The sequence below is a fragment of the Pseudomonas entomophila genome (assembly GCF_029478665.1).
Lineage (GTDB): Bacteria > Pseudomonadota > Gammaproteobacteria > Pseudomonadales > Pseudomonadaceae > Aquipseudomonas > Aquipseudomonas entomophila_F.
This window is the reverse complement of record NZ_JARPQB010000019.1, coordinates 1-25,295: the sequence shown is the minus strand read 5'-3', so window position 1 is coordinate 25,295 and position 25,295 is coordinate 1. Positions and strand designations below refer to the sequence as shown.

General features: G+C 64.2%; 24 protein-coding genes. 15 read left to right on the top strand and 9 right to left on the bottom strand.

Features of this window, described 5'->3' with window-relative positions:
• Positions 1 to 266: 266 nt before the first annotated feature.
• From P5705_RS11840 to dksA, 5 genes are all read right to left on the bottom strand, one after another.
• Positions 267 to 1,706 (bottom strand): sigma-54-dependent transcriptional regulator, encoded by a 1,440-nt coding sequence (locus tag P5705_RS11840; protein ID WP_277461046.1) that lies wholly within the window; start codon positions 1,704 to 1,706, stop codon positions 267 to 269.
• 4 nt (positions 1,707 to 1,710) lie between these two features.
• Positions 1,711 to 4,686: a sensor histidine kinase gene (locus tag P5705_RS11835; protein WP_277461045.1), complete on the bottom strand. Its 2,976-nt coding sequence runs from the start codon at positions 4,684 to 4,686 to the stop codon at positions 1,711 to 1,713.
• Entirely contained in the window at positions 4,670 to 4,846 is a 177-nt protein-coding gene (locus tag P5705_RS11830; RefSeq protein WP_003250005.1) for a hypothetical protein, read from the bottom strand. Before P5705_RS11830 ends, P5705_RS11835 begins: the two co-directional genes overlap by 17 nt.
• A 245-nt stretch (positions 4,847 to 5,091) precedes the next feature.
• Entirely contained in the window at positions 5,092 to 5,979 is an 888-nt protein-coding gene (gene gluQRS, locus P5705_RS11825) for a tRNA glutamyl-Q(34) synthetase GluQRS (RefSeq protein ID WP_277461044.1), read from the bottom strand.
• 65 nt (positions 5,980 to 6,044) lie between these two features.
• The gene (gene dksA, locus P5705_RS11820) at positions 6,045 to 6,488 is read right to left on the bottom strand and encodes an RNA polymerase-binding protein DksA (protein WP_213658371.1); all 444 of its coding nucleotides are present in this window, start codon (positions 6,486 to 6,488) and stop codon (positions 6,045 to 6,047) included.
• A 213-nt stretch (positions 6,489 to 6,701) separates the two neighbouring features.
• On the opposite strand from dksA, the gene P5705_RS11815 reads away from it, so the two are divergent.
• Together P5705_RS11815 and sfsA are read left to right on the top strand one after the other, a co-directional pair.
• Positions 6,702 to 7,874, top strand: a complete 1,173-nt coding sequence (locus tag P5705_RS11815) for a pyridoxal phosphate-dependent aminotransferase (RefSeq protein ID WP_277461043.1) — start codon at positions 6,702 to 6,704, stop codon at positions 7,872 to 7,874.
• Positions 7,874 to 8,590 carry a DNA/RNA nuclease SfsA gene (gene sfsA / locus P5705_RS11810; protein ID WP_277461041.1) on the top strand — a complete coding sequence of 239 codons (717 nt, stop codon included), beginning with the start codon at positions 7,874 to 7,876 and terminating at the stop codon, positions 8,588 to 8,590. Before P5705_RS11815 ends, sfsA begins: the two co-directional genes overlap by 1 nt.
• Here sfsA and P5705_RS11805 read toward each other — a convergent pair.
• On the bottom strand, positions 8,580 to 8,897 hold the full coding sequence (locus P5705_RS11805) for a Rieske (2Fe-2S) protein (protein WP_277461040.1): 318 nt from the start codon (positions 8,895 to 8,897) through the stop codon (positions 8,580 to 8,582). The two genes, sfsA and P5705_RS11805, sit on opposite strands and share 11 nt — an antisense overlap.
• Positions 8,898 to 9,063: 166 nt before the next feature.
• On the opposite strand from P5705_RS11805, the gene P5705_RS11800 reads away from it, so the two are divergent.
• Genes P5705_RS11800 through P5705_RS11785 form a run of 4 tightly spaced genes read left to right on the top strand, consistent with a single transcriptional unit; the run spans position 9,064 to position 12,651 of the window.
• Complete coding sequence (locus P5705_RS11800) at positions 9,064 to 9,945, top strand: heme/hemin ABC transporter substrate-binding protein (protein ID WP_277461039.1); 882 nt, start codon at positions 9,064 to 9,066, stop codon at positions 9,943 to 9,945.
• Positions 9,946 to 9,995: 50 nt separating this feature from the next.
• Positions 9,996 to 10,979: a FecCD family ABC transporter permease gene (locus tag P5705_RS11795; protein ID WP_252088554.1), complete on the top strand. Its 984-nt coding sequence runs from the start codon at positions 9,996 to 9,998 to the stop codon at positions 10,977 to 10,979.
• Complete coding sequence (locus P5705_RS11790; protein WP_431196942.1) at positions 10,976 to 11,746, top strand: heme ABC transporter ATP-binding protein; 771 nt, start codon at positions 10,976 to 10,978, stop codon at positions 11,744 to 11,746. The genes P5705_RS11795 and P5705_RS11790 overlap by 4 nt, the downstream gene beginning before the upstream one ends.
• 11 nt (positions 11,747 to 11,757) lie before the next feature.
• The gene (locus P5705_RS11785) at positions 11,758 to 12,651 is read left to right on the top strand and encodes a ChaN family lipoprotein (RefSeq protein WP_277461037.1); all 894 of its coding nucleotides are present in this window, start codon (positions 11,758 to 11,760) and stop codon (positions 12,649 to 12,651) included.
• Positions 12,652 to 12,822: 171 nt separating this feature from the next.
• Here the strand turns inward: P5705_RS11785 and P5705_RS11780 are convergent, their stop codons facing one another.
• The 3 genes from P5705_RS11780 to P5705_RS11770 form a co-directional block, all read right to left on the bottom strand.
• Positions 12,823 to 13,101, bottom strand: coding sequence for a TfoX/Sxy family protein (locus P5705_RS11780; RefSeq protein ID WP_011535742.1), 279 nt, complete (start codon positions 13,099 to 13,101; stop codon positions 12,823 to 12,825).
• Between the two features lie 230 nt (positions 13,102 to 13,331).
• On the bottom strand, positions 13,332 to 13,679 hold the full coding sequence (locus P5705_RS11775) for a pentapeptide repeat-containing protein (RefSeq protein WP_240064799.1): 348 nt from the start codon (positions 13,677 to 13,679) through the stop codon (positions 13,332 to 13,334).
• Positions 13,680 to 13,777: 98 nt separating this feature from the next.
• Positions 13,778 to 15,340 (bottom strand): AAA family ATPase, encoded by a 1,563-nt coding sequence (locus tag P5705_RS11770; protein ID WP_277461035.1) that lies wholly within the window; start codon positions 15,338 to 15,340, stop codon positions 13,778 to 13,780.
• 121 nt (positions 15,341 to 15,461) lie between these two features.
• Between P5705_RS11770 and mrcB the strand changes: the two genes are divergently transcribed.
• The 9 genes from mrcB to msrQ all read left to right on the top strand — a co-directional run.
• Complete coding sequence (gene mrcB / locus P5705_RS11765; RefSeq protein ID WP_277461034.1) at positions 15,462 to 17,783, top strand: penicillin-binding protein 1B; 2,322 nt, start codon at positions 15,462 to 15,464, stop codon at positions 17,781 to 17,783.
• A gap of 26 nt (positions 17,784 to 17,809) precedes the next feature.
• The gene (locus P5705_RS11760; protein ID WP_277461033.1) at positions 17,810 to 18,589 is read left to right on the top strand and encodes a tetratricopeptide repeat protein; all 780 of its coding nucleotides are present in this window, start codon (positions 17,810 to 17,812) and stop codon (positions 18,587 to 18,589) included.
• On the top strand, positions 18,586 to 18,918 hold the full coding sequence (locus tag P5705_RS11755) for a YqcC family protein (RefSeq protein WP_277461032.1): 333 nt from the start codon (positions 18,586 to 18,588) through the stop codon (positions 18,916 to 18,918). The genes P5705_RS11760 and P5705_RS11755 overlap by 4 nt, the downstream gene beginning before the upstream one ends.
• A 407-nt stretch (positions 18,919 to 19,325) precedes the next feature.
• Positions 19,326 to 21,050, top strand: a complete 1,725-nt coding sequence (locus P5705_RS11750; RefSeq protein ID WP_277461031.1) for an acetolactate synthase 3 large subunit — start codon at positions 19,326 to 19,328, stop codon at positions 21,048 to 21,050.
• A gap of 1 nt (position 21,051) precedes the next feature.
• Positions 21,052 to 21,543, top strand: a complete 492-nt coding sequence (gene ilvN / locus P5705_RS11745; RefSeq protein ID WP_003250040.1) for an acetolactate synthase small subunit — start codon at positions 21,052 to 21,054, stop codon at positions 21,541 to 21,543.
• Between the two features lie 55 nt (positions 21,544 to 21,598).
• Complete coding sequence (ilvC, locus tag P5705_RS11740; RefSeq protein ID WP_277461030.1) at positions 21,599 to 22,615, top strand: ketol-acid reductoisomerase; 1,017 nt, start codon at positions 21,599 to 21,601, stop codon at positions 22,613 to 22,615.
• 152 nt (positions 22,616 to 22,767) lie between these two features.
• Entirely contained in the window at positions 22,768 to 23,610 is an 843-nt protein-coding gene (gene pssA / locus P5705_RS11735) for a CDP-diacylglycerol--serine O-phosphatidyltransferase (protein WP_011535734.1), read from the top strand.
• A gap of 75 nt (positions 23,611 to 23,685) precedes the next feature.
• Positions 23,686 to 24,699 carry a protein-methionine-sulfoxide reductase catalytic subunit MsrP gene (gene msrP, locus P5705_RS11730; protein ID WP_277461029.1) on the top strand — a complete coding sequence of 338 codons (1,014 nt, stop codon included), beginning with the start codon at positions 23,686 to 23,688 and terminating at the stop codon, positions 24,697 to 24,699.
• Positions 24,699 to 25,295 (top strand): protein-methionine-sulfoxide reductase heme-binding subunit MsrQ (gene msrQ / locus P5705_RS11725; RefSeq protein ID WP_277461028.1); only part of this gene is annotated, 597 nt, incomplete at its 3' end. The genes msrP and msrQ, both read left to right, overlap by 1 nt.

The window sequence follows — 25,295 nt, the reverse complement described above, 5'->3', positions numbered from 1 at the left end:
TCGTTACCGTATGCCTCGGAAGCTGTTACGCCATCGGGCGTGGGTAACAGATTTTTGCGGGAACTGATGTGTTACCGAAGGTATGGTGCCCCAGGCCCGGCTTTGCCGGGCATCGCCAGCAAGGCTGGCTCCTACAGGGGACGGGGGCTGTTGGATCGCACCAATCCCAAGATCGGTGCCAAACCTGTAGGAGCCGGCTTTGCCGGCGAAAGGGCCAGTGCTGTCAGCGCAAGACAGTGGCTCCCACAGGACAAGGTCGGCAGGGCTTACTCGCTGGTGGCGTTGCTCTTGCGCCGCGGGATGCCCAGGCGCTGGCGGCGTTCCCACAGGCACTTGCGGCTGACCCCCAGCTTGCGGGCCAGCTCGGTCTCGGTCATGTGGTCCTGGTGCTCGAGGACGAAATGCTGGAAGTAATCCTCCAACGACAGGTCCTCGGTCGGCTCGTGGCTGGCATTGTTGGCACTGACGAGCGTCGGCAGGTTGTCCAGTGTGTCGTCGTCTTCCAGATCGCCAAGCTCGATGTCGATCCCCAGCAGGTCGGCGGAAATTTCCGCGCTCTCGCTGAGAATCACCGCGCGCTCCACGGCGTTCTCCAGTTCGCGCACGTTGCCTGGCCAGCTGTAGTGGCGGATGGCTTGTTCGGCTTCGTGGGAGAAGTGCAGGTCGTCGCGGCCGATGCGGGCGCTCTGGCGGGCGAGGAAGGCATTGGCGATTTCGTTGACGTCGCTGCCACGCTCGCGCAGGGCCGGCAGCTTCAGGGCGATCACGTGCAGGCGGTAATACAGGTCTTCGCGGAACTGCCCGGCCTTGGCCAAGTTCTTCAGGTCACGGTGGGTGGCAGCGATCAGGCGCACATCGACCTTCTGCGACTGCACCGAGCCGACCCGGCGGATCTCGCCTTCCTGCAACACGCGCAGCAGGCGAGCCTGGGCTTCCAGCGGCAACTCGCCGATCTCGTCGAGGAACAGCGTGCCGCCGTCGGCCGCTTCAACCAGGCCGGCGCGGCCGGCGCTGGCGCCGGTGAACGCGCCTTTCTCGTGGCCGAACAGTTCCGACTCGATGAGTGTTTCCGGGATCGCCGCGCAGTTCACCGAGATCATCGGTGCCTTGGCCCGGCGCGAGAGGTTGTGCAGGGCACGGGCGACCAGCTCTTTACCCGTGCCGGATTCACCCTGGATCAGCACATTGGAGTCGGTCGGGGCGACCTTGCGGATCTTGACGTACATGTCCTGCATCGGTGGGCAGGAGCCGATGATGCCGATCTCGCCGTTGGCGGACGCGGTACTCGCCTTGTCACCGGTGGCCTTGCCATTGCCGGCGCGTGGCTCGGCGGTTGGCGCGGCGGTCGGTGCGTTCTGCCGGTCACGCAGGATGCGGGCCACGGCCTGGAGCATCTCGTCGTGGTCGAAGGGTTTGGCGATGTAATCCACCGCGCCCATCTTCATCGAGTCCACCGCCGAGCGCAGGCTGGCGTAGCTGGTCATGATCAGCACCGGGGTGCCCTGGCCAAGCTTGATCAGCTCGGTGCCCGGGGCGCCCGGCAGGCGCAGGTCACTGACGATCAGGTCGAAGGTGGCAATGCTGAAGCGTTCCTGGGCTTCCTGCACCGAGCCGGCCTCGCTGACCTGGTACTGGTTCCGCTCGAGCAGGCGACGCAGGGCCGAACGGATGATGGTTTCGTCTTCGACGATCAGAATGTGCGGCATTGATTCAATTCTCTCGACGGTCTCGAATTTCAGGGGACGTCGCTACGACATGCCGGGGCAGGGTCACGCGGATCCGGGTACCACGTTGGCGCTCGATGTCGGCCGGGCTGTCGATGGTGATTTGCCCATAATGCTCTTCCACGATGGAATAGACCAGAGCAAGCCCCAGTCCGGTTCCCTCGCCCGGGTCCTTGGTGGTGAAGAAGGGTTCGAACAGCCGATCCATGATGCTTTTGGGGATGCCGCTGCCCTCGTCCTCGACCACCAGGTCGACGGTGTGCTCGCTGACTTCGCTGCGCACCCGCACGGCGCTGCCGGGGGGCGAGGCGTCGCGGGCGTTGGAGAGCAGGTTGATCAGCACCTGGGCCAGGCGCTGCGGGTCGCCCTCGACCCAGTGCTCCGGGTCGCAGAGGTTGAAGAACTGTACTTCGAAGTTGCGCCGGTTCAACGCCAGCAGACCAATGGCATCCTGCGCCACTTCGGCCAGGCACACCGGCTCCTCGCTGTTCTGCTGGCTACCGCCGGCATGGGCGAAGCTCATCAGCGACTGGACGATGCGCGACACGCGCTTGGTCTGCTCGAGGATTTGGCTGGACAGCTCGATGATCTCGCCATCGCCCTCGCGCTCTTCGCGCAGGTTCTGTGCCAGGCAGGCGATGCCGGTGATCGGGTTGCCGATCTCGTGGGCCACGCCGGCGGCCAGGCGGCCGATGCTGGCCAGGCGTTCGGAGTGCACCAGCTTCTCTTCCAGCGCTTGCGTCTCGGTCAGATCCTCGACCAGCAGCACCAGGCCACTGTTGCCTGGGGCCAGCGGCTCGTCGATGGCTGCCTTGTGCAGGTTGAGCCAGCGCGGCTGGCCATCGAGGGCCAGGCGCTGCTTGTGCAGGTGTTCGTCAGGCACGTTGATGAAGCCTTGCAGCAGGCCGCGCCAGGGCTCATCAATGGTCACCAGGCGCGAGCCGACCACATGCTTGGCGGCGATGCCGGTGAGTTCTTCCATCGCCTTGTTCCACATCAGGATCTCCTGGTCCTTGGCCAGCGAGCACACGCCCATGGGCAGTTCCTGGAGGGTCTGGCGGTGGTAGCGGCGCAAGGCGTCGAGCTCGGCGGCAAGGCCGGTCAGGCGCGAGTGGTAGTCCTCGAGGCGGCTCTCGATGAAGTGGATGTCCTCGGTGACGTAGTTCTCATTACCCGACTTGTACGGCAGGAAAGTCTCGACCATGTCCTGGGCCACGCTCGGGCCCATCAACCCCGAGAGGTTGGCCTCGATGCGGTCGCGCAGGCGCCGCAGGGCATAGGGGCGGCGCTCGTCGAACGGCAGGTAGAGGTCGCGCAGGGCCTGCTCCACTTCCTTCTGCGCAGCCTTTGCCCCCAGCGGCTTGGCCAGTTGCGTGGCGAATTCCTGGGGCGAGGCGGCGTGCAGTTCCCGGCGCTGCGGGCGGCGCACGTTGTCCACCGCGCAGGCCTCGGCGGCGCTGACTTCCTCGCTGCTGGCGTTGGTGAACAGCGAGATCAGCGTGAACAGCAGGACGTTGGCCGCCAGCGAGGCGATGGCCGCCATGTGCCAGCTGGTGTCGTCCAGCACGTAGATCATGTCCAGCAGTGGGATGTAGAAGCCCTGCAGGTTGCCCAGCAGCGGCAGCAGCATGGTCACCATCCACACCAGCGTGCCCGCCACCAGGCCGGCGATGAAACCGCGGCGGTTGGCGGTCGGCCAGTACAGCACCGAGAGCACCCCAGGCAGGAATTGCAGGGTGGCGACGAAGGCGACGATGCCCAGGTTGGCCAGGCTCTGGTGGTTGTTCTGGGTGAGGTAGAAGACGAAGCCGGCGGTGATGATGGCAACGATCAGCGCCCGGCGGGTCCATTTCAGCCAGCGGTAGATGTTGCCTTCGGCTGGCGGCTGGTACAGCGGCAGCACCAGGTGGTTCAGCGCCATGCCCGACAGCGCCAGGGTGGTGACGATGATCAGCCCGCTGGCCGCCGACAGCCCGCCGACGTAGGCCAGCAGGGCCAGCGCCTCGTTGTTGGCGGCAATCCCCAGGCCCAGGGTGAAGTACTCGGGGTTGGTGCTGGCGCCCAGGCGCAGGCCGGCCCACAGCACCAGCGGCACGGCCAGGCTCATCAGCAGCAGGAACAGCGGCAGGCCCCAGCTGGCGCTGACCAGCGAGCGCGGGCTCAAGTTCTCGGTGAAGGCCATGTGGTACATGTGCGGCATGACGATCGCCGAGGCGAAGAACACTAGCAGCAGGGTGCGCCATGGGCCCTCCTGCAGCGGTGTGTGCAGGGCGGCGAGGGCGGTCTGGTTCTGCAGCAGCCAGACTTCCAGCCCGTGGGGGCCGCCGAACACGCCATACAGGGCGTATAGACCGATACCGCCCAGTGCGACCAGCTTGATCACCGACTCGAAGGCGATGGCGAACACCAGGCCTTCGTGTTTCTCGCGGGTGGCGATGTGGCGCGAGCCGAAGAAGATGGTGAACAGGATGATCAGCACGCAGAAGGCGAATGCCACCCGTGCCTTGACCGGTTCGCCGGTGAGGATGCTGATCGAGTCGGCCACCGCCTGGATCTGCAACGCCAGCAACGGCAGCACGCCGATCAACATGATCACCGTGGTCAGCGCACCGGCCCAGGTGCTGCGAAAGCGAAACGCCAGCAGGTCGGCCAGCGAAGACAGCTGGTAGGTGCGGGTGATCTTGAGAATGGGGTAGAGCAGCACCGGCGCCAGCAGGAAGGCCCCGGAGACCCCCAGGTAGCAGGCGAGGAACCCATAGCCGTACTGGTAGGCCAGGCCGACCGAGCCATAGAAGGCCCAGGCGCTGGCATAGACACCCAGCGACAGGGTGTAGGTCAGGGGGTGGCGGATGACCGCCCGTGGGATCAGCCCACGTTCGCTGATCCAGGCCACGCCGAACAGCACCAGCAGGTAGGCGGCGCTGATCAGGATCATCTGGGTCAGGCTAAAGCTCATCGGCATCTCGTTGGCTCTGCAGGATGAAGGTGACGACGATCAGGATCAGCCAGAGCAGGTAGGGGCGGTACCAGGCACCGGTCGGTTCGATCCACCAGTCCATGATGGCCGGGGAGAACAGGTAGATCCCCACGACCAGAAGCAGGACCAAACGATAGATGTACATGCTGGCCTCGATGGGTTGGGCGCTGCGGGCTTGGACTTATTATTGGCGCAAATGGCTGGGGCGATGCTAGCCGGATTCCAGGGCATTCGCCAAGGATTTGAATTTATTGGGCTTTTGAAAAATTAGCGATTCAGCTACATGCCTATGGGCATGCCACGTGTAGGAGCCAGCCTTGCTGGCGAACCAGGCACTACGGCGTCGCGGTGGTTCGCCAGCAAGGCTGGCTCCTACGAGAGATCACAGCTTCAGTGCAAATCCGCTTCGGGCACCGTCACCTGTCGAGCGATTTGCTCTGGCTGCCACTGTTTTCTCGCCACCGCCAACACCTCGGCCGGGCTGGCGCTCTCCAGCGCCGGATCCGTCTGCTGCCCAAGCGCGCGCAGGGCCCGCAACAACAACGGTGTCGCCTGGTCCGCCTCCAGCGGTGGCGAACGGTACGACTTGCCCAGCTTGTGCCCGTCGGGCTGGACGATCAGCGGGATATGCAGGTAACGCGGTTGCGAGAAACCCAGCAACTCCTGCAGGTACAGCTGGCGCGGCGTGTTGTCCAGCAGGTCGGCGCCACGCACGATGTCGGTGACGCCCTGCCAGGCATCGTCCAGTACCACCGCCAGCTGATATGCGTACAGCCCGTCGCGGCGCTGGATGACGAAATCGCCTACCTCACGTCCCAGGTGTTGCTCGAACCCGCCCTGGACCCGGTCGCTGAACCGATAGATCAGCTCCGGCACCCGCAGGCGGATCGCCGCACCTTCGCGGGCATGCCCGGCATTGCGGCAAAACCCCGGGTATACGCCGTCATAACCTTCCAGTTGCTTGCGCGAACACGTGCAGGCGTAGGCCAGGCCCATGTTGAACAGGCGGTCGACGACGGCGGCATAGGCTTCGTGGCGCTGGCTTTGGAACACCACCTCGCCGTCCCATTCCAGGCCGTAGCGCTCAAGCGTCTGCAGGATGGCGTCACGGGCGCCGGGCATTTCCCGGGGCGGATCGGTGTCTTCCATGCGCAGCAACCAGCGGCCGTTCACGGCGCGGGCGTCGAGCCAGGAGGCGAGGGCTGCGACCAGCGAGCCGAAGTGCAGGAAGCCGCTGGGGGTGGGGGCGAAGCGGCCGATGTAGCGGGAGTCGTTCATGGGCTGTGCAGGCTGTATAAATGAAAACGGGGCGCATGATGCGCCCCGTCTGAAAGGGAGAGGGATCAGCCTTTGCCGACCGTCTTTTCCTTTTTCTCGGAAATTTCCTTGCAGTCGAAGCACAGGTCGGCGGTGGGGCGGGCTTCCAGGCGGCGCAGGCCGATCTCGATGCCACAGGACTCACACCAGCCGTAATCGTTGTCCTGGATCTTCTGCAGGGTCTTGTCGATCTTCTTGATCAACTTGCGCTCACGGTCACGGTTGCGCAGTTCCAGGGCGAACTCTTCTTCCTGGCTGGCGCGGTCTGCCGGGTCGGGGAAGTTGGCAGCTTCATCCTTCATGTGGTCCACGGTGCGATCCACACTGACCATCAGCTCGCCTTTCCAGGCATTGAGGAGCTTGGTGAAGTGCGCTTTCATGGGTTTGCCCATGTACTCTTCGCCCTTGGTCTCTACGTAGGGCTCGACACCGTACATGGTCTGGACTTTTTGCTTTTCTACGGTGGACATGAATAGACCGCCTCTCACTCATCTGATCCAATGCGCAGGCTTGCTTCCATCTCCGGCGCCCGCCGGCCCTGCGACTGCGAGCCGCCGAACTTACCAGATAGATCCGGGGTGCGCTACCCCGCTCTATGCCTGCTTTTGACAGTGGCCTGGCCGGCGCGTTCGGTCGTGTGCACAGGTAGAATCACCAGTTTAGACCCAATTGAGAGAAGGCCCATGGCTCAGCCACACAGTGCGCGCAGTCGCGCCATCGAACCCTTCCACGTCATGGCCCTGCTGGCCCGCGCCAACGAGCTGCAGGCCGCAGGCCACGACGTGATCCACCTCGAGATCGGCGAGCCGGACTTCACCACCGCCGCGCCGATCGTCGCCGCCGGCCAGGCGGCCCTGGCCGCGGGGCACACCCGCTACACCGCGGCCCGTGGCCTGCCCCAACTGCGCGAGGCGATCGCCGGGTTCTATGGCCAGCGCTACGGTGTGAACCTGGACCCGGAGCGCGTGCTTATTACCCCGGGCGGTTCCGGCGCGCTGCTGTTGGCCAGCAGCCTGCTGGTCGACCCAGGCAAGCACTGGCTGCTCGCCGACCCTGGCTACCCGTGCAACCGCCACTTTCTGCGCCTGGTAGAAGGTGGCGCGCAGCTGGTACCGGTAGGGCCGGAGGTGAACTACCAGCTCACCGCCGGTCTGGTCGAACGTTACTGGGACAAGGACACCGTCGGTGCCCTGGTGGCTTCGCCGGCCAACCCGACCGGCACTGTGCTTGATCGCGACGAGCTGGCCAGCCTGTCCAAGGCCACCCGCGAGCGGCATGGCCATCTGGTGGTGGATGAGATCTACCACGGCCTGACCTACGGCATGGACGCGCCCAGCGTGCTGGAAGTGGACGACCAGGCCTTCGTCCTGAACAGTTTCTCGAAATACTTCGGCATGACCGGCTGGCGCCTTGGCTGGCTGGTTGCCCCCCCTTCGGCGGTGGGCGACCTCGAGAAGCTGGCACAGAACCTCTATATCAGCGCCCCAAGCATGGCCCAGCACGCCGCGCTGGCGTGCTTCCAGCCGGACACCCTGGCGATTCTCGAGGAGCGCCGCGCCGAGTTCGCCCGCCGTCGCGACTACCTGCTGCCGGCGCTGCGCGAACTGGGCTTCGGCATCGCCGTCGAGCCACAGGGCGCCTTCTATCTGTATGCCGATATCAGCGCCTTTGGCGGTGATGCCTTCGCCTTCTGCCGGCACTTCCTGGAAACCGAGCACCTGGCCTTCACGCCGGGCCTGGATTTCGGCCGCCACCAGGCCGGGCACCATGTGCGTTTCGCCTACACCCAGAGCCTGCCGCGCCTGGAAGAGGCGGTGCAGCGCATTGCCCGGGGCCTGCGGAGCTGGCAGGGCTGATGGTGTTTTTCCCTGAACTCGAAGAAGCGCGCCTGCTGCGCCGCTACAAGCGTTTCCTGGCCGACATCGAACTGGCCAGCGGCGAGCAGTTGACCATCCACTGCCCGAACACCGGGTCCATGCTCAACTGCATGCGCGAAGGAGGGCAAGTCTGGTTCAGCCGCTCCAACGACCCCAAGCGCAAGCTGCCCGGCACCTGGGAGATCAGCGAAACGCCCCAGGGCCGGCTGGCCTGCGTCAACACCGGGCGCGCCAATGCCCTGGTCGAGGAAGCGCTACGTGCGGGCACCATCAGCGAACTGGCCGGCTTCAACCTGCTCAAGCGCGAGGTGGCGTATGGCGAGGAGCGCAGCCGCATCGACTTCTATCTGGAGTTCGCCGATGGCCGCCCGGCCTACGTCGAGGTCAAGAGTGTCACGTTAGGTTTCCCGGATACGCCCGTGGCAGCCTTCCCGGATGCCGTCACCCAACGCGGGGCCAAGCACCTGCGCGAGCTGGCGGCGCTGGCTCGGCAAGGGATTCGCGCGGTGCAACTGTACTGCGTGAACCTGACCGGCATCGAAGCGGTGCGCCCGGCCGAGGAAATCGACGCTGCCTACGCCCAGGCCCTGCGCGCCGCGGTGGCAGAAGGCGTCGAGGTGCTGGCCTACGGCACGTGCCTGGATGCCCGTGGGATCGTCATCGACCGGCCATTGCCAGTGCTGCTCAATCCGTGAGCCAGATGCCCTGGCTGTCTTCCAGGCTGTCCAGGGCCTCCAGCCACTCGCCCTCGCAGGGGCCGGCCACGCACTCGCCGCTGTCGATCACGAACAGTGCGCCATGGTGGGCGCAGTGGATCAGGCTGGCACTGTCATCGAGAAAGCGGTCCGCCTCCCAGTTCAGCGGGATGCCGCGATGCGGGCAGCGGTTGCGGTAGAGGTGGACCTTACCGTGGCGGCGCACCCCGAACAGCGACACGCCAGCTACGCTGAAGGCGCGGCTGTGGCCTTCGGTGAGGTCGTTGGAGGCACATACAAAATGCATCGAAGGTAATTTCTTCCGGTTAAGCCGTGTGACAAAGGGATGGCTTGACGCTTCAATGCGAATAATTATCAAATTGCCCGCATTCGCCGCGCCAGGCTGCCTATGGTGCGCACTTGCGTCGCCCGCCACAAGGCGCGCGACCCGCCACCTGCAAAGGAACCTGAAGATGCGCCGTCCCGCTGCCCTGATCGCCCTGTGCGCCGGTCTTGCCCTTTCTACCCAGGCGCTGGCCACCGAGCTGCCGCAACGCCTGGTCAGTGCGGGAGGTGCCCTGAGCGAGTGGATCAGCGCCCTGGGCGGCGAACAGCGCCTGGTCGGCGTCGACACCACCAGCCAGCACCCCGAATCGCTCAAGGCGCTGCCCAGTATCGGTTACCAGCGCCAGTTGTCGGCCGAAGGCATTCTCAGCCTGCGCCCGGATGTGCTGGTCGGTACCGAAGAGATGGGGCCACCGCCGGTGCTGGCGCAGATCCGCAAGGCGGGCGTGCGCGTCGAGCTGTTCTCCAGCAAGGCCGAGCTGGGCGCGGTTGACGAGAACCTCAAGCAATTGGGTGTGTTGCTGGGTAACGAACAGAAAGCGGCGGCGCTGACGGCCGATTACCATCGTCAGCTGGACACCCTGCAAAGCCAGATCAAGCAGGCCCAGGCCAGCCAGAAGGCGCCGGGGGTGTTGCTGTTGGTCGGGCATGCCGGTGCCAAGCCGCTGATCGCGGGGCAGGGCACCTCTGGCGACTGGGTGCTGCGCCAGGCCGGTGCACGCAACCTCGCTGACCACCAGGGGTACAAGAACTTCTCGGTGGAGGCGCTGGCCGCCCTGGACCCGGACGTGGTGGTGTTCTCCGACCGCACCCTCAGCGGTGAGCAGGCCTTGCAGGCGCTGTTGAAGGAAAACCCGGCTCTGGCCGCCTCGCGGGCGGTACGTGACAAACGCCTTGTATCACTCGACCCGACGCTCCTGGTCGGTGGTCTGGGGCCGCGTCTGCCGGCGACGCTGCATGAGTTGGCGGCAAGCTTCTACCCTGCGGCCAAGGTCAGCCTCGGACAATGAAGCAGCGGGTCGCGCCTCGTACACTGTTCATTTGCCTCACGTCGTTGTGCCTGCTGGCGGTATGGCTGTCGCTGGCCCTGGGCCCGGTCAGCCTGCCGTTGCTCGACACCGTGCGCGGCGGCCTGCGTTTGATGGGCCTGCCGTTAGCCGGTGATGGGCTGGAGCAGGCCGAGATGATCCTGGGCCAGATCCGTTTGCCGCGCACCTTGCTGGGCCTGGCCGTTGGCGCAGTGCTGGCGCTGTCCGGTGTCGCCATGCAGGGCTTGTTCCGCAACCCGCTGGCCGACCCCGGGCTGGTGGGCGTCGCCAGTGGCGCTGCCCTTGGGGCGGCAGTGGCGATCGTCGGCGGCAGTTGGCTGGGCGGCATGCCCGAGTGGTTCGCACCGTACCTGTTGTCGCTGTGTGCCTTCATCGGGGGGCTGGGGGTGACGGCCATGGTCTATCGCCTGGGGCGACGCGACGGGCAGACCAACGTGGCGACCATGCTCCTGGCCGGTATCGCCATGACCGCGTTGGGCGGCTCGGCCGTTGGCCTGTTCACCTACCTGGCCGACGACGCCACATTGCGTACCCTGACCTTCTGGAACCTCGGCAGCCTCAATGGCGCCAGCTATGAACGCCTGTGGCCGTTGCTGCTGGTGGCCGCGTTGGTGGCGCTGTGGTTGCCGCGGCGGGCCCAGGCGCTCAATGCGTTGTTGCTGGGCGAGTCCGAGGCACGCCATCTGGGTGTCGAAGTCGAGCGCCTGAAGCGTGAACTGGTGTTCTGCACCGCCCTGGGCGTCGGTGCGGCGGTGGCCGCCGCTGGGCTGATCGGCTTCATTGGACTGGTGGTGCCGCATCTGGTGCGCCTGGTGGCGGGACCCGATCACCGGGTGCTGCTGCCCGCTTCGCTGCTGGCAGGCGGCACATTGTTGCTATTCGCTGATCTGATCGCGCGCCTGGCCCTGGCGCCTGCGGAGCTGCCGATCGGCATCGTCACCGCGTTCATCGGCGCGCCGTTCTTTCTGTTCCTGCTGGTGAAGGTGCGTAACTGATGCTCGACGTCGAAGGGCTCCACCTCAAGCGCGGCAGCAGCGAAGTGTTGAGCGATATCAGCTTGCAACTGCGCCCTGGCCAGATACTGGGTGTCCTCGGCCCCAATGGCGCCGGCAAGAGCAGCCTGCTGGGCGCGCTGTGCGGCGAGCTTTCACCGAGTGCCGGGCAGGTACGCCTGGACGGACGCGACCTCGATGCCTGGCCCGGGCAGGAACGTGCCCGGCGCCTGGCCGTGCTGCCACAGGCGTCCAGCCTGGGGTTCGCCTTCCGTGTCGACGAAGTGGTCGGCCTGGGGCGACTGCCCCATGCCAGTGGTCGCCAGCGTGACCGCGAGATCGTCGAGGCCGCGCTGGCGGCGGCGGACGCCGGCCATCTGGCCAGCCGCAGCTACCTGGCCTTGTCCGGCGGCGAGCGCCAGCGTGTGCACCTGGCCCGAGTACTCGCCCAACTGTGGCCGGGCGAGGCGGGTACCACGCTGTTGCTGGACGAGCCGACGTCCGCCCTCGACCCCTTGCACCAGCACACCACGCTGCAGGCGGTGCGCAGTTTTGCCGACCGCGGCGCGGCGGTGCTGGTGATCCTGCATGACCTCAACCTGGCGGCACGCTACTGTGACCATATCCTGCTGCTGGAGCATGGGCGCTGCCATGCCCTGGATACACCGCAACGGGTGCTGACCCCGACTGCGCTCAACGTCGTGTTCGGGATCGATGTGCTGGTGCAGCCGCACCCGGAGCGCGGCCACCCGTTGATCATCATTCGCTAGGAGCCTGACCCATGCGCCATCCTTTGCTGTCCGGCTTGTCGATCTGCCTGGCGCTGGCGTTGGGAGGTTGCCAGGCGCAATTGAAGCCGCTGCCGGCCTGGCAGAGCAGCGAGGGGCGCGACAGCGCGCAGCTTGGGCAGATTGTCGACTTGGCCAGCGGTAACACGCTGACGCCTGAGCAATTGGTGCAACGGCTACAGGGCGCACCTCGGGTATTGGTCGGCGAAAAGCACGACAACCCCGATCACCACGCCTTGCAGCTCTGGCTGCTGCGTGCCCTGGAAAGCCGTCGACCGCAGGGCAGCCTGCTGCTCGAGATGCTCGAGCCCGGGCAGCAGCCTTTGGTCGATGCGCAAAAGGGCCAGGCACAGCCGGCGCAGGACTTGCCCAAGGTACTCGGTTGGCAGGAGGGATGGGACTGGGCGCTGTATGGGCCGATTGTCCGCGAGGCGCTGGCCCAGCCCTATCCGTTGCTGTCTGCCAACCTGTCACCGGAGGAGATCCGCCAGGCCTATCGCCAGCCAGTGGCGCCTGCGGGGGAGCGTTCGAATGCCCCGGCCGTGGTGCAGGCACTGCGCGAGCAAGTGCGCGCCGGCCATTGCGACCTGCTGCCCGAAAGCCAGCTACCCGCCATGCTCAGTGTTCAGCAACAGCGTGACCGGCGCATCGCCGAGCGCCTGCTGGCGGCACCGGAACCGGCTTTGCTGCTCACCGGCAGCTATCACGCACGCAAGGACCTGGGCGTACCGTTGCACCTCGCCGACCTGGGCGCGAAAGGGCAGAGCACTGTGCTGCTGCTGACGGAGGTCGGCGAGGCGGTCGAGCCGGGCATGGCCGACTTCGTGTGGTACACGGCGGCGCTTCCCGAGCAGGATTACTGCGCGCAACTGCGCAAGAGTCACTGAATGGCAGGCAAAAAAAGACCCGGCAATTTGCCGGGTCAATAACCGTGATTAGCCTGATGAGGAGATAATCTGAGAGTCCGAACCAGGGAGCTTTCAGGTTACCCAACCAGTCTCGCGACCAGTTGTGATAATCATAACGATTCTCATTACGGAGTCAATGCTTTCGCCGGATTATTTTTCGATTTTCTGCGGGTGGCTTTTCGCATCCAGTTGTTGGTTGAGCGCCTGCTTGCGTTCGGCGGGCAGGTCGTTCCAGTGCATGTCCAGCAGGGCACCCTCGATGGCATACAACAACACCTTCGAAGCCCGGAATCCTCGCGTTCTAACGGCGTGATAGGCCCCCACCGCGCCCAGGCGGCGAAGGTCCGATGCACTGTGGATACCGACGGCGTGCAGCCATTGCGCGGAGGTCTTGCCAAGGTTTTTCAGATGCTGCAATTCATCGTTCATCGAGCCTCCTTGCGATGGCTGAACGGGTCGTGGGGATAAATCGCGAGCAGGTCAACGTGGAGTGTAGCGGGGGTTGGAAATTGCGCGGCCTTTTGCCATCTGCCGCCGACAGGCTGCCAGCGGCGTGCGCGTACCGTAGGAGCCAGCCTTGCTGGCGAACCGCAGCCCCGCTGACGGCAGGCCGAGAGACGGTTCGCCAGCAAGGCTGGCTCCTACAGGAAACCTCGGGGTCAGCGGGCGGTGCGATAGCGCATGCGTGTGCCGAACTTCACCGACATGAGGATCTCGTCGGCGCTCAGCTCGCTGGGGAAGTAAGTCCCGGAGATCTGCGCATGGGCAAGGCTCGCCCCCTCCATCCCGTTCTCCCGCAGGTCGAGCCCACGCAGGTCGGCGGCACGGAAGTACGCGTCGGTGAAGTCGATGCCGCGCACATCCAGGTCACGCAGGTCGAGGCCACGGAAATCGCCACCGCGAAAGTCGATGGGCGTGTCCACGGGCTTCTCGCGGTTGAAGGCTGCGATCTTCTCGTCGCGCACCATGGTGTACAGGACGTTGTCCAGCTGGCGGGGTTGGTTCATGGCGGCGCCTCCTCGTGGGTGTGATGATATTGTAATGACATCACTGAGCAGGCGCCGAACTTCAGGCGTGAACTGTCGACTGCTTCACGCCTGATGCCTCAAAGGCCGGGCAGGTACTGGCGAATCTGCTCGATCAGGTGGTCCATGCTGGCGCTTTCCTGGGTGTCGACGCGCTTGCTGCGTTTGAGCTCTTCCGCGTCCAGTGGCTCGCGGCTGGCCTGTTGGGCCTGGACCACCTCCAGAGTGGCATCCGAGGGGTCGACGTTCTCGGCCTGGCGCTGCGCCAACCAGCTGGCGATGACGGCTTCGGGCGCCTGGCAATCGAGGATCAGGAACGGCACGCCGGTCTCGCTGGCCACCTCGGCCGCGGCCTTGCGCTGATCGTGCTTGAGGTAGGTGGCGTCGAGCACCACCGGGAAGCCGGCGCGCAGGATGGTCGCCGCCAGCGCATGCAGGCGCTGGTAGGTGGCCACGCTGGCGTCCTTGTCGTAGATACCTGCCTGCAACTGGCTGGCATTAATTTGCGGCTGTTCACCGAACAGGCGCTTGCGCTCGACGTCGGAGCGCACGCGCACGGCACCCAGCGCCTCGACCAGGCGCATGGCCACGTGGCTCTTGCCCACGGCCGAAACGCCATGGGTCACGGCCAGCAGGCGCGACGGGATGGCGCTGTAGCTTTCCGCCAGGTTGGCGTAGTTGCGGTAGGTGCGCAGGGTGGTGGCGCGCTGCACGCCGTCGGCCTCGGCCGGCATGCTGAACAGGGCGACCTTGGCCCGCACCAGGGCGCGGTAGGCTTTGTAGAAGTTCAGCAGCTCCAGGCCTTCGTAGTCGCCGGTCAGCTCCAGGTACTGGCTGATGAAGCGGCGCGACAGGCACTTCAGGCCACGGTCCTCGAGGTCCATGGCGAGGAAGCCGATATCGGCGTAGACGTCGGTCAGGCGGAACGGTTCGTTGAACTCGATGCAGTCGAAGATCACCACCTTGCCGTCGATCAGGGTGGCGTTGCCCAGGTGGATGTCGCCGTGGCATTCACGGATGAAACCGTTGGCCTTGCGCGCCTCGAGCAGGCCATGCAGGCGCTTGAAGCTGTCCTGGGCCCAGGCCTGCAGGTTGTCGAGCTGTTGCAGGTCGGCCTTGTCGGTGAGGAATGGGCGGATCTGCTCGAAGTTCTGCTCCACCGGCGCCATGACCGCGTCCGGGGTGCCCAGCGGGTGATCGACCGGCACCTTCGGCGCCTGCAGGTGGAAGGCAGCGATCTGCGCGGCCATCTGGTCGATGTGGCCGGCATTCAGTTCGCCATTGGCCTGCAACGTGTTGAGCATCTGCCCCTGGGGGAACTGGCGCATCTTCAGCGCATACTCGATCGGCGCGCCCTCACCGCCCAGCCGTGGTGCCTCGGCGCTGCCGGTGATCGGCAACACTTCCAGGTACAGGCCGTCGGTCAGGCGCTGGTTAAGGCGCAGCTCTTCATTGCAGAAATGCCCGCGCTGGTCCAGGCCGGTGAAGTCGAGGAAGCCGAAGTTCATCGGCTTCTTGATCTTGTAGGCGAACTCGCCCGTGAGCAGAACCCAGGAAATGTGCGTCTCGATGAGCTGGAAGCCCTCGACGGGGTGTGGATAGAGGGCAGGGTTCTGCAGCGCGCTGATCAGGGCTTGGCTCACGGAGGTTCCTTTTCTGGGGGGGCAGGGAATTCGAATCCGCCATTATGGTCAATGGTGCCGTCCCTGCAAACCGCCGCGGGGCGCCTGCCTCCCTTTTCCAAAGTGCGTATAATCCGCCGCCATGACACGTACCCGAAATTCCCGCACCCCCAAACAACGCCCGACCGGCCGCGCCCGCGCCTGGCTGGGCTGGGCGCTCAAGCTCAGCCTGGTCGGCCTCGTCGTGATCGCCGGCTTCGCGGTTTATCTCGATGCCACCGTGCAGGAGAAGTTCTCCGGCAAGCGCTGGACCATCCCGGCCAAGGTGTATGCGCGGCCGCTGGAACTGTTCGTCGGCCAGAAACTCAGCCGCAACGACTTCCTCACCGAGCTCGACGCCCTGGGTTACCGCCGCGAAAGCGCGGCCAACGGCCCAGGCGCGGCGTCGGTCAACGGTAACGATGTCGAGCTCAATACCCGTGGCTTCCAGTTCTACGAGGGCATGGAGCCGGCGCAGTACGTCCGTGTGCGCTTCTCCGGCGACTACGTCGCGGGCCTCAGCGGCGCCAACGGCGGCAAGCTCGACGTGGTGCGGCTCGAGCCGCTGATGATCGGCGGCATCTACCCGAAGAACCTCGAAGACCGCATCCTGATCAAGATCGACCAGGTGCCGCCGTACCTGCTGGAAACCCTGATCGCCACGGAAGACCGCGATTTCTACAGCCACTTCGGTGTCTCGCCCAAGTCCATCGCCCGGGCCGTGTGGGTCAACACCTCCTCCGGCGCCATGCGCCAGGGCGGCAGTACCCTCACGCAACAGTTGGTGAAGAACTTCTTCCTCACCAACGAGCGCAGCCTCAGCCGCAAGCTGACCGAAGCCATGATGGCCGTACTGCTCGAAGTGCACTACGACAAGCGCGAGATCCTCGAGGCGTACCTGAACGAAGTGTTCGTCGGCCAGGACGGCCAGCGCGCGGTGCACGGCTTCGGCCTGGCCAGCCAGTTCTTCTTCAGCCAGCCGCTGCAGGAGCTCAAGCTGCACCAGATCGCCTTGCTGGTGGGCATGGTCAAGGGGCCGTCCTACTACAACCCGCGCCGTTACCCCGAGCGCGCGTTGCAGCGGCGCAACCTGGTCCTCGACCTGCTCGCCGAGCAAGGCGTGGTCGGCCAGGACGTGGTCGACGCGGCGAAGAAGATGCCGCTGGGCGTGACCAAGCGCGGCAGCCTGGCCGACAGCTCGTTCCCGGCCTTCCTCGACCTGGTCAAGCGTCAGTTGCGCCAGGACTACCGCGACGAAGACTTGACCGAAGAAGGCCTGCGCATCTTCACCAGTTTCGACCCGATCCTGCAGATGAAGGCCGAGACCGCCATGAGCGAGACCTTCAAGCGCCTGGCTGGGCGCAAGGGCGCCGACGAGGTGGAGTCGGCGATGGTCGTCACCAACCCGGAGACCGGTGAAGTCCAGGCGTTGATCGGCAGCCGCCAGTCGGGCTTCGCCGGCTTCAACCGCGCCATCGATGCGGTGCGGCCGATCGGCTCGCTGGTCAAGCCGGCGGTCTATCTCACCGCCCTGGAACAACCGAGCAAGTACACCCTGACCAGCTGGGTGCAGGACGAACCGTTCTCGGTCAAAGGCGCCGACGGCCAGGTGTGGCGCCCGCAGAACTACGACCGCCGCCCGCACGGCACCATTTACCTCTACCAGGGCCTGGCCAACTCCTACAACCTGTCGACCGCCAAGCTCGGCCTGGAAGTGGGCGTGCCCAATGTGATCAAGACCATCGGCCGGCTGGGCGTGCAGGTCGACTGGCCGGCATTCCCGTCGATGCTGCTGGGCGCCGGCGGCATGTCGCCGATGCAGGTCGCGACCATGTACCAGACCATCGCCAACGGCGGCTTCAACACCCCGATGCGCGGTATCCGCAGCGTGCTTACCGCCGAAGGCGAGCCGCTCAAGCGCTACCCGTTCCAGATCCAGCAGACCTTCGACCCGGGCGCCATCTACCTGGTGCAGAACGCCATGCAGCGGGTGATGCGTGAAGGTACCGGGCGCTCGGTGTACAGCGTGCTGCCCAGCTCGCTGACCCTGGCGGGCAAGACCGGCACCAGTAACGACTCGCGTGACAGCTGGTTCTCCGGTTTCAGCCAGGACCTGCTGGCGGTGGTCTGGCTTGGCCGCGACGACAACGGCAAGACACCGTTCACCGGCGCCACCGGTGCGTTGCAGGTATGGACCAGCTTCATGAAAAAAGCCGACCCGCTGCCGCTGGACATGCCGCAGCCGGACAACGTCGTGAAGTCGTGGATCGACCCTTACAGCGGCCAAGGTTCCGATGGCAGCTGTCCGGGAGCGGTGCAGATGCCGTATATTCGCGGCAGCGAACCGGCCGCTGGCGCCACCTGTGGTGGCGAGCAGAACCCGGCCGAGTCGGTGATGGACTGGGTCAAGGGCTGGATGAATTGAGCACGAGCTTCTGAAGAGGGTGTGAAGTGAACAAGTGGTGGATACCTGCCCTGGCGGCAGTCAGCGTGCTGCACGGCTGTACCAGCGTCCCGCGTGGCAACATTCCGGTGGTCGATTCGAGCACCCGGGTTTCGAACAGCGAGCGCATTGCCGCCAACCGCACCTCGGCCTACCCGACCAGCGGCGGCAGCAGCCAGGCACAGGCGTTGCCCGAGGACTCCGGCGTGACCGTGATGATCCCGCAGGGCACCGGCGGCGCGCCGATCCAGTCGTTCCCGGCCGGCAGCGGCGTGGCACCGATCAGCACCGGCCCGATCACACCGGGCCCGGTCAGCAGCGCCCCGATCGCGACCAACCCCAACCCGGTCGCCGATGAGCCCTTCGACATCGCGTCGATGAGCAACCCGGCGCCGGTCAGCAGCGCGCCAACCGGCATTCCGCGGGGCAATGTTTCCGGCGGCGGCCTGTCCGCCGACGAACAGCTCGACGGCCCGGTACTGGCATTGCTGACCACCGCCCAGCAGCAGCAGGGCAGTGGCGACTTCAACGGCGCCGCCTCGAGCCTGGAGCGTGCCCAGCGCATTGCCCCGCGCGAGCCGCAGGTGCTGTTCCGCCTGGCCCAGGTGCGCCTGTCGCAAGGTGACGCGGCGCAGTCGGAGCAATTGGCCCGCCGTGCCCTGACCTACGCCAACGGCCGTCCCGACCTGCAGGCGCAGCTGTGGAGCACCATCGCCCTGGCCCGCGAGAAACAGGGTGACAGCGCTGGCGCGGCCCTGGCGCGGCAGAAGGCGCGGGTCAACCTGTGATGGAACAGCGCATCCTCGACATCGCCGACCACCTGCTGCTGATCGAGCGCGAGCTCAAGGTCCAGGGCTGGTGGAGCGATGCGCTACCCAGTGCAGAAGCGCTGGCCAGCGCGGTGCCGTTCGCGGTCGACAGCATGGCCTTCGAACAGTGGCTGCAGTGGATCTTCCTGCCGCGCATGAAGCTGATCCTCGAGCATGGTCAGCCACTGCCCAATGCCTCCGGCATCCTGGTGATGGCGGAAACGGTATTTGTCGACCGGCCGGAACAAAGCCGCGAACTACGGCGGTTGCTGGCAGCATTCGATCAATTGATCAGCCCATCAGCCTGATTTCTTCTCTTTTTCCTTTAAGGGCCGCAGATTGTGGCCCTTTTTTATGGAAATCTTAATTATTCTGCTGCTGCGCGCCTTTTTAGTGGTTGCAGGAATTCATCTTGTCGAAAATTTGGCAATAATTTCTCTTGACTTGTGCGCGCCGAATCACAAGAATCCAGATTCCGCTGTAGAGGGACTGCCAGAAGCAGACCCGCTAAGCAGATCATGAGGCGCACACCCGCGCCGACTTGTAACACCCCGCAACGCGTTACCTCGCGCTGGGTGGGAAGGCCCGCAACACACCAGGGCAGTCCCAATACTTGCTCAGTCAGTGCTGACGTTCGCTCATGCTCTGCTTGGCAGTAAACCTATTAAGACCCGCTCAGTGAGGGCGGTATTCTGGCGTTTTAGAGGTGAACAACGTGGAGCTTTTATCTGGCGCTGAGATGGTCGTCCGCTTCTTGCGTGACGAAGGCGTTAAGCACATCTACGGGTACCCTGGTGGTGCTCTCCTTCATGTTTACGATGCCCTGTTCAAGGAACCGGAAGTCCAGCACATCCTGGTTCGTCACGAGCAGGCTGCCACCCATATGGCGGACGGTTATGCCCGTGCCACCGGCAAGGCCGGCGTGGTGCTGGTGACTTCCGGGCCGGGCGCGACCAATGCCATCACCGGCATTGCCACCGCCTACATGGACTCCATCCCGATGGTCATCCTGTCTGGCCAGGTGCCCAGCACCATGGTGGGTACCGACGCGTTCCAGGAAACCGACATGATCGGTATTTCCCGGCCGATCGTGAAGCACAGCTTCATGATCAAACACGCTTCGGAAATCCCCGAAGTCCTGAAAAAAGCGTTCTATCTTGCGCAATCCGGCCGCCCTGGCCCGGTAGTGGTCGACATTCCAAAAGATATGACCAACCCGGCCGAGAAGTTCGAGTACATCTACCCGAAAAAGGTCAAGCTGCGTTCGTATAGCCCCGCCGTGCGCGGCCACTCCGGCCAGATCCGCAAGGCGGCCGAAATGCTCCTCGCGGCCAAGCGCCCGATCGTCTACTCCGGCGGTGGCGTAATTCTGGGTGGCGGCTCCGAAGCCCTTACCGACATCGCCAAGTCGCTGAACCTGCCGGTCACCAACACCCTCATGGGCCTCGGTGGCTTCCCCGGTACCGATCGCCAGTTCCTTGGCATGCTGGGCATGCATGGCAGCTACACCGCCAACATGGCCATGCACCACGCCGACGTGATCTTCGCTGTCGGTGCGCGTTTCGACGACCGCGTGGTCAACGGCCCGGCCAAGTTCTGCCCGAACGCCAAGATCATCCACATCGACATCGACCCGGCGTCGATCTCCAAGATGATCAAGGCCGACGTGCCGATCGTCGGCCCGGTCGAAAGCGTGCTGAGCGAAATGCTCACCATCCTGAAAGAGATCGGCGAGCAGCCCGACAAGGCCGCGATCGATGCCTGGTGGAAGCAGATCGACGAATGGCGCGGCGACGGTGAGCTGTTCCCCTACGACAAGGGCGACGGCAACATCATCAAGCCGCAGCAGGTGATCGAGACCCTGTGCGAAGTCACAAAAGGCGACGCTTTCGTCACCTCCGACGTGGGCCAGCACCAGATGTTCGCGGCGCAGTACTACCGTTTCAACAAACCCAACCGCTGGATCAACTCCGGTGGCCTGGGCACCATGGGCTTCGGTTTCCCCGCGGCCATGGGCGTCAAGCTCAACTTCCCCGACCAGGACGTGGCCTGCGTGACCGGTGAAGGCAGCATCCAGATGAACATCCAGGAGCTGTCCACCTGCATGCAGTACGGCTTGCCGGTGAAGATCGTCAACCTGAACAACGGTGTGCTGGGCATGGTCCGCCAATGGCAGGACATGGCCTACAACGGTCGTCACTCGCACTCGTACGTCGAGTCGCTGCCGGACTTCGTCAAGCTGGCCGAGGCCTATGGCCATGTGGGTATCCGCATCACCAGCCTGAAAGACCTCAAGCCCAAACTGGAAGAGGCTTTCGCGATGAAGGACCGCCTGGTGTTCATCGACATCGCGGTCGACCGGACCGAGCACGTCTATCCGATGCAGATCAAGGACGGCTCGATGCGTGACATGTGGCTGAGCAAGACGGAGCGTACCTGATATGCGGCACATCATCTCCTTGCTGCTGGAAAACGAACCCGGTGCCTTGTCTCGCGTGGTCGGCCTGTTCTCCCAGCGCAACTACAACATTGAAAGCCTGACCGTGGCACCGACCGAAGACCCGACCCTGTCGCGTCTGACGCTGACCACCGTTGGCCATGACGAAGTGATCGAGCAGATCACCAAGAACCTGAACAAGCTGGTCGAAGTGGTCAAGCTTGTCGACCTGTCGGAAAGCGCCCACATCGAGCGCGAACTGATGCTGGTCAAGGTCAAGGCCACCGGTGCCCAGCGTGCCGAAATCAAGCGCACCACGGATATCTTCCGTGGCCAGATCGTCGATGTGACCGCCAGCGTGTACACCGTGCAACTGAGCGGCACCAGCGACAAACTGGACAGCTTCATCCAGGCCATCGGCACCGCATCGATTCTCGAAACCGTGCGCAGTGGCGTCACCGGCATTGCCCGTGGCGACAAAGTGCTCAGCATCTAACTTCAAAAATTAGCGATGGCTCCGCAGGGGCCGAGATATAACCAGGGGTATTTTCATGAAAGTTTTCTACGACAAAGACTGCGACCTCTCCATCATCCAGGGCAAGAAAGTCGCCATCATCGGCTACGGTTCGCAAGGCCACGCCCAGGCCTGCAACCTGAAGGACTCCGGTGTGGATGTCACCATCGGTCTGCGTAAAGGCTCGGCCACTGTCGCCAAGGCCGAAGCCCACGGCCTGAAAGTGACCGACGTTGCCTCTGCCGTCGCTGCCGCCGACCTGGTCATGATCCTCACCCCGGACGAGTTCCAGGGCCAGCTGTACAAGAACGAAATCGAGCCGAACATCAAGAAGGGCGCTACCCTGGCCTTCTCCCACGGCTTCGCGATCCACTACAACCAGGTCGTGCCGCGTGGCGACCTCGACGTGATCATGATCGCGCCGAAGGCCCCGGGCCACACCGTTCGCTCCGAGTTCGTCAAAGGCGGCGGCATCCCTGACCTGATCGCCATCTACCAGGACGCTTCGGGCAACGCCAAGAACGTCGCTCTGTCCTACGCTTCGGGCGTGGGCGGTGGCCGTACCGGCATCATCGAAACCACCTTCAAGGACGAGACCGAAACCGACCTGTTCGGTGAGCAGGCCGTTCTCTGCGGCGGTACCGTCGAGCTGGTCAAGGCCGGTTTCGAAACCCTGGTCGAAGCCGGTTACGCGCCGGAAATGGCCTACTTCGAGTGCTTGCACGAGCTGAAGCTGATCGTCGACCTCATGTACGAAGGCGGTATCGCCAACATGAACTACTCGATCTCCAACAATGCCGAGTACGGTGAGTACGTCACCGGCCCTGAAGTCATCAACGAAGAATCCCGCAAGGCCATGCGCAACGCCCTGAAGCGTATCCAGGACGGCGAGTACGCGAAGATGTTCATCAGCGAAGGCGCCACCAACTACCCATCGATGACCGCCAAGCGTCGCAACAACGCCGCCCACGGCATCGAGATCATCGGCGAGCAGCTGCGCTCGATGATGCCGTGGATCTCGGCCAACAAGATCGTCGACAAGACCAAGAACTAAGGTCCTGCTTCGATAAATGAAAAACGCGGCTTCGGCCGCGTTTTTTCGTTTGCGCGGCCAGCTTCTGGTATAAAGCGACCAGTGGCTCGCCGTCAGAACCCGTTTCGCGAGCCCATGTCGAACATATTCCACCCTGTTGCAAGGTACTTTTCATGAGCGAACGTCCCGAAGAGCCGAACAAGCCCTCCGACGCCGAAAGCCTGCTACCTGTCGATGAGCATGTCGAAGAAGGCCACGATGCCGAAGGGCGCAAGGTCCGCCACCGCGGTATCTACCTGCTGCCCAACCTGTTCACCACCGCGAACCTGTTTGCCGGCTTCTATTCCATCATCAGCTCGATGAGCGCGCAGAGCGCCGGCGACCCGCGCGAGGCGAGCAAGTATTTCGCCTTTGCCGCGATCGCAATTTTCGTCGCCATGGTGCTCGACAGCCTCGATGGCCGCGTGGCACGCATGACCAACACCCAAAGCGCCTTCGGTGCCGAGTACGACTCGCTGTCGGACATGGTCGCCTTCGGCGTGGCGCCGGCGCTGCTGGCCTTCGGCTGGGCACTGGGCGACATGGGCAAGGTCGGCTGGATGGTCGCCTTCATCTATGTGGCCGGCGCCGCGCTGCGCCTGGCGCGCTTCAACACCCAGGTCGGCACCGCCGACAAGCGCTATTTCATCGGTTTGGCCAGCCCGGCCGCGGCCGGTGTGGTGGCCGGTACCGTGTGGGCCTTCAGCGATTACGGCATCCAGGGTTCCAAACTGTCGTTCCTGGTGGCGCTGCTGGTGGCGGCCGCGGGTATGCTGATGGTCAGCAACATCAAGTACAACAGCTTCAAGGAGCTGGATCTCAAGGGCCGTGTGCCGTTCGTTGCGATCCTCGCCGTGGTGCTGGTGTTCGCCGTGGTGTTCAGCGACCCACCGCGCATCCTGCTGCTGATCTTCCTCGGCTACGCGATTTCCGGCCCGGTGCAGTACCTGCTGCGTGGCCGTCGTCGCAAAGTCTGAATGATTTAATCGCGGAATAACCTGCCGGCTCCATAGTCTTATGGGTACATCAGTTGCCCATACTGTGGAGCCGCCATGCTCATCAAGCTATCCCGTTCTTCTGACTGCAAGTCGTCAGAGATCACCCCTGAAGACCTCTACTTCTCACGTCGTACCCTGCTGGGTGGTGCCGTGGCCGGCTTGGCCCTGGGCGCACTCCCGCGTTTGGGGGCGGCCGCCGAGCCGTCGCGTTATGCCGATGCCGCCGCCGGTAACGCGCCTGCCTGGTTTACCGACAAGCTGGCGGCGACCCACTGGCAGGCAGTGACCGTGAGCGGCGAGTCGATCACGCCGTTCAAGGATGCTACCCACTACAACAATTTCTACGAGTTCGGGCCCGACAAGGGCGACCCGGCGGCGAATGCTGGGTCGTTGAAAACCGAGCCCTGGAGCCTGGTGGTTGATGGCGAAGTGGCCAAGCCTGGCCGTTATGCGTTGGAGGACTTCATCAAACCCTACCAGCTTGAGGAGCGTATCTATCGCCTGCGTTGTGTCGAGGCCTGGTCGATGGTTATCCCGTGGCTGGGCTTTCCTTTATCCGAGGTGCTCAAGCAGGTCGAGCCCACTTCGAAAGCGCGCTACATCCGATTCGAAACCCTGCAGGACCCCAAGAGCATGCCAGGGCAGCGATCGGGCTTCGCCCTGATCGACTGGCCCTATGTGGAGGGTTTGCGCCTGGATGAGGCGATGAACCCGCTGGCGATCTTGGCGGTAGGCATGTACGGACGGGAGCTGGCCAACCAGAACGGTGCACCGCTGCGCCTTGTCGTGCCGTGGAAGTACGGTTTCAAGAGCATCAAGTCGATCGTGCGCATCAGCCTGGTGGCGGAGCAGCCGCAAACCACCTGGCAGGGGCTGGCGCCGGACGAGTACGGCTTCTATGCCAACGTCAACCCGACCGTCGACCATCCGCGCTGGACCCAGGCGCGGGAGCGGCGGCTGCCCAGTGGTCTGTTCAGCCCCAATGTGCGCGACACACTGATGTTCAATGGCTACGCCGATGAAGTGGCGTCGCTGTATACCGGGCTCGATCTGCGGAAGAACTACTGATGCGCTATCCCGGGTTTCGCTTGGCGATCTTCGTGGTCGGGTGCCTGTTTCCGTTGTGGTGGTTCTATGAGGCTGCCATGGGACTGCTCGGGCCTGATCCAGGGAAGATCATGATGGATCGGCTTGGGTTGGGGGCGTTGGTGTTTCTGCTGGTCACCTTGAGCATGACGCCGCTGCAGCGGCTTACCGGGTGGTCGGGGTGGATCGTGGTGCGTCGTCAGCTGGGGTTGTGGTGCTTTGCTTATATAGTGCTGCACCTGATTTCTTACCTGGTGTTCATCCTCGGTCTGGACTGGGGGCAGTTCGGGGTGGAGTTGCGCAAGCGGCCCTACATTATTGTGGGTGCGCTGGGTTTCCTTGGGTTGTTCGCGTTGGCGGTCACGTCCAATCGGTATAGCCAGCGGCGGCTGGGGGCGCGGTGGAAGAAGCTGCATCGGCTGGTTTATGTGATTCTCGGGTTGGGGTTGCTGCATTTCTTGTGGATCGTGCGTTCGGATCTGAAGGAGTGGGCGATCTATGCGGGGATTGGTGGGGTGTTGTTGGTGTTGAGGATTCCGCCAGTGTGGCGGCGGGTGCCGCGGTTGATGGGTGGGCGG

What these genes read in the sequence shown, in the direction of transcription:
- P5705_RS11840 (WP_277461046.1), bottom strand. Translation starts at nt 1,706, where the DNA reads ATGCCGCACATTCTGATCGTCGAAGACGAAACCATCATCCGTTCGGCC.
- P5705_RS11835 (WP_277461045.1), bottom strand. Translation starts at nt 4,686, where the DNA reads ATGCCGATGAGCTTTAGCCTGACCCAGATGATCCTGATCAGCGCCGCC.
- P5705_RS11830 (WP_003250005.1), bottom strand. Translation starts at nt 4,846, where the DNA reads ATGTACATCTATCGTTTGGTCCTGCTTCTGGTCGTGGGGATCTACCTG.
- gluQRS (WP_277461044.1), bottom strand. Translation starts at nt 5,979, where the DNA reads ATGAACGACTCCCGCTACATCGGCCGCTTCGCCCCCACCCCCAGCGGC.
- dksA (WP_213658371.1), bottom strand. Translation starts at nt 6,488, where the DNA reads ATGTCCACCGTAGAAAAGCAAAAAGTCCAGACCATGTACGGTGTCGAG.
- P5705_RS11815 (WP_277461043.1), top strand. Translation starts at nt 6,702, where the DNA reads ATGGCTCAGCCACACAGTGCGCGCAGTCGCGCCATCGAACCCTTCCAC.
- sfsA (WP_277461041.1), top strand. Translation starts at nt 7,874, where the DNA reads ATGGTGTTTTTCCCTGAACTCGAAGAAGCGCGCCTGCTGCGCCGCTAC.
- P5705_RS11805 (WP_277461040.1), bottom strand. Translation starts at nt 8,897, where the DNA reads ATGCATTTTGTATGTGCCTCCAACGACCTCACCGAAGGCCACAGCCGC.
- P5705_RS11800 (WP_277461039.1), top strand. Translation starts at nt 9,064, where the DNA reads ATGCGCCGTCCCGCTGCCCTGATCGCCCTGTGCGCCGGTCTTGCCCTT.
- P5705_RS11785 (WP_277461037.1), top strand. Translation starts at nt 11,758, where the DNA reads ATGCGCCATCCTTTGCTGTCCGGCTTGTCGATCTGCCTGGCGCTGGCG.
- P5705_RS11780 (WP_011535742.1), bottom strand. Translation starts at nt 13,101, where the DNA reads ATGAACGATGAATTGCAGCATCTGAAAAACCTTGGCAAGACCTCCGCG.
- P5705_RS11775 (WP_240064799.1), bottom strand. Translation starts at nt 13,679, where the DNA reads ATGAACCAACCCCGCCAGCTGGACAACGTCCTGTACACCATGGTGCGC.
- mrcB (WP_277461034.1), top strand. Translation starts at nt 15,462, where the DNA reads ATGACACGTACCCGAAATTCCCGCACCCCCAAACAACGCCCGACCGGC.
- ilvN (WP_003250040.1), top strand. Translation starts at nt 21,052, where the DNA reads ATGCGGCACATCATCTCCTTGCTGCTGGAAAACGAACCCGGTGCCTTG.
- ilvC (WP_277461030.1), top strand. Translation starts at nt 21,599, where the DNA reads ATGAAAGTTTTCTACGACAAAGACTGCGACCTCTCCATCATCCAGGGC.
- pssA (WP_011535734.1), top strand. Translation starts at nt 22,768, where the DNA reads ATGAGCGAACGTCCCGAAGAGCCGAACAAGCCCTCCGACGCCGAAAGC.
- msrP (WP_277461029.1), top strand. Translation starts at nt 23,686, where the DNA reads ATGCTCATCAAGCTATCCCGTTCTTCTGACTGCAAGTCGTCAGAGATC.